3 protein-coding genes are annotated in these 1,952 nt (G+C 38.4%); 1 reads left to right on the forward strand and 2 read right to left on the reverse strand.

Annotated elements, in window-relative coordinates; genetic code table 11:
- The coding region (locus tag ACWIGM_RS31280) for a hypothetical protein (RefSeq protein WP_386808518.1) at window positions 1–237 on the forward strand (237 nt) is incomplete at its 5' end.
- A gap of 314 nt (window positions 238–551) precedes the next feature.
- On the opposite strand, the gene ACWIGM_RS31285 is transcribed toward ACWIGM_RS31280, so the two are convergent.
- Both ACWIGM_RS31285 and ACWIGM_RS31290 read right to left on the reverse strand, forming a co-directional pair.
- A complete protein-coding gene (locus ACWIGM_RS31285; protein ID WP_375839305.1) occupies window positions 552–1,460 on the reverse strand; it encodes a rolling circle replication-associated protein in 909 nt (302 codons plus the stop codon).
- Between the two features lie 90 nt (window positions 1,461–1,550).
- Window positions 1,551–1,724 carry a hypothetical protein gene (locus ACWIGM_RS31290; RefSeq protein ID WP_375839303.1) on the reverse strand — a complete coding sequence of 58 codons (174 nt, stop codon included), beginning with the start codon at window positions 1,722–1,724 and terminating at the stop codon, window positions 1,551–1,553.
- Between the last annotated feature and the right edge of the window lie 228 nt (window positions 1,725–1,952).

The raw sequence follows: 1,952 nt of genomic DNA on the forward strand, positions 1-1,952 counted from the left end.
CCCAAAGGCAACCGACAAGGGAAAATTCGTCCCTTATCGGCACCTCCGGAAATTGTACAGCAAGGGGTCACTCCCAATAAAAAGACTACGACATATAAAACAGGTTTAGCTTCAGAGAAAAAGAGCATAAGGAAACTCGGTGCCACCCTAAAAAAAAGGGTGTCAAACAGGCTGTGCCTGTTGAGTTTCTATGCTCTTAGAACAGGTGCCGTTTTTGAAGCCAAAGATATAGCATAGATACCCCATAGATATAGCAGGGATATACCAAAATATCTCTAGAGATACGGGTATCTATGCTATATCTCTCTACAAGATTCCTCCACACGCTTGACGGAAATGCTTCAGCATTTTAGCACTCACTCGACAGAGTGTATAAGTGCGCCATTCGGAATTTCAAAGCTTCAAATTTCACAGAGAGTGCCCATTTATACACACCCCCTAAATCGTGGTGTGACAATGGGTTCTCGCCGGCTCGAAATCGGTTTGTCATTCTGACAAATAACCCTTCGGGAAATAAAAAAAACGGCTCCATAAAGAGGAACCGTTTTGCTTCAAAAATCACGTTTTGTGTTATACTGGAGAAACGAAATTGTGTTTTCAAAATTGTCATTTTCGACATGATAACTTTTCTCGTAGTGTGGTTTTGCCGAACCCACTACTTTTTTTATGTCTCCGAACTTCATTTCTTCCCGTTCCGGCTTAACAATCCCTTTTGATTTTCGATACATATTCATTCCGGAAGGATACATGTGCAGCCGTCCGCCTTTTAAAAATTTCTTTTCCCGACCTTCTACGATCTTTGTTTGCACCTCACAGCCCTCTGAAGCCACTTTTAAGGCTGTTTCCCTGTCTTGGACATCTTCTAGGTCTATATCAGTCAAATAAGCGCTCAAATAGGCTCCTATGTTGTCTATATCCTTTAATGACTTGATTGTTACAAATCCTAAACCCCATAGACTCCTTAATTCAGCATTTTTAATATAAATCTTATCCAAATCATTAAAGCGCATTAAAACATGACAATGCCAGGCTCCACGTCCTTGTGGCTCTACCACCGATAAATAATCTATCGAACTTTCTTTCTTGTATTTATAACGCAACCTGTCGATAAAATTTTGAAAATCACTATAAAGTTTTTTCGTGTCCGTCATATTTTTCTTGTATGTCAAAGTTATATGTAATTCATTTGGCCGTCCTATAAAATTGTTATTTATCAAATAACGCAGCTTCTTAAAGGTTTGTCTCAAAGAATTATAATTTTCCTGCCGATTTTCCGAATGCTCGAACTCCCGGATCTCCCCAGTAGAGAGGTCTACAAACCTATCCTTGTCCAATTTTTTGATATTATTTTTCCGGTTCATCTTCTCCATATGCTGAACTTCAATGACGTGATTCATAGTGGTCACTTTTACAACATCATTTGGAGCTATGAAAACCGCGTCACCATTGCGTTTATCCATCCATTTCCCCTCAATTTTTCCTGTAATGTTTAATTAAAATCAAGTTAATAATAAAGAACCCCAAATCCGAAGTCAGTTTTTCAACAAAAATTAGCGTCCTTTTCCCAAATAGTCCCTATACAATTCCTTAATAGCAAACTCAATTACAGCATCTTTTGAAACTCTTCCAAATTCATTGTGTTTTGTAAAATGTTCGGCTAATAACTCTAGCTTTTTAAATGTTTCAACAGTAATTCGAGGTCCAATTTGTTTTTTCTCTTCCATCCAAACACACTCCTAACAAGTTGTTAACATAATTCTAACATTGGAAATAATAGAATTCAAGAACAGAAAAAAGAAGCACACTCGGAATGATATTTCGTTTCCTTTTGATTCCGAGCCTCCACCCCTTACAATCCCCAAAGGCAACCGACAAGGGAAAATTCGTCCCTTATCGGCACCTCCGGAAATTGTACAGCAAGGGGTCACTCCCAATAAAAAGACTACGACATA

It is taken from the genome of Allobosea sp. NPDC055332 (assembly GCF_053645455.1).

What these genes read in the sequence shown, in the direction of transcription:
- ACWIGM_RS31285 (WP_375839305.1), bottom strand. Translation starts at nt 1,460, where the DNA reads ATGGATAAACGCAATGGTGACGCGGTTTTCATAGCTCCAAATGATGTT.
- ACWIGM_RS31290 (WP_375839303.1), bottom strand. Translation starts at nt 1,724, where the DNA reads ATGGAAGAGAAAAAACAAATTGGACCTCGAATTACTGTTGAAACATTT.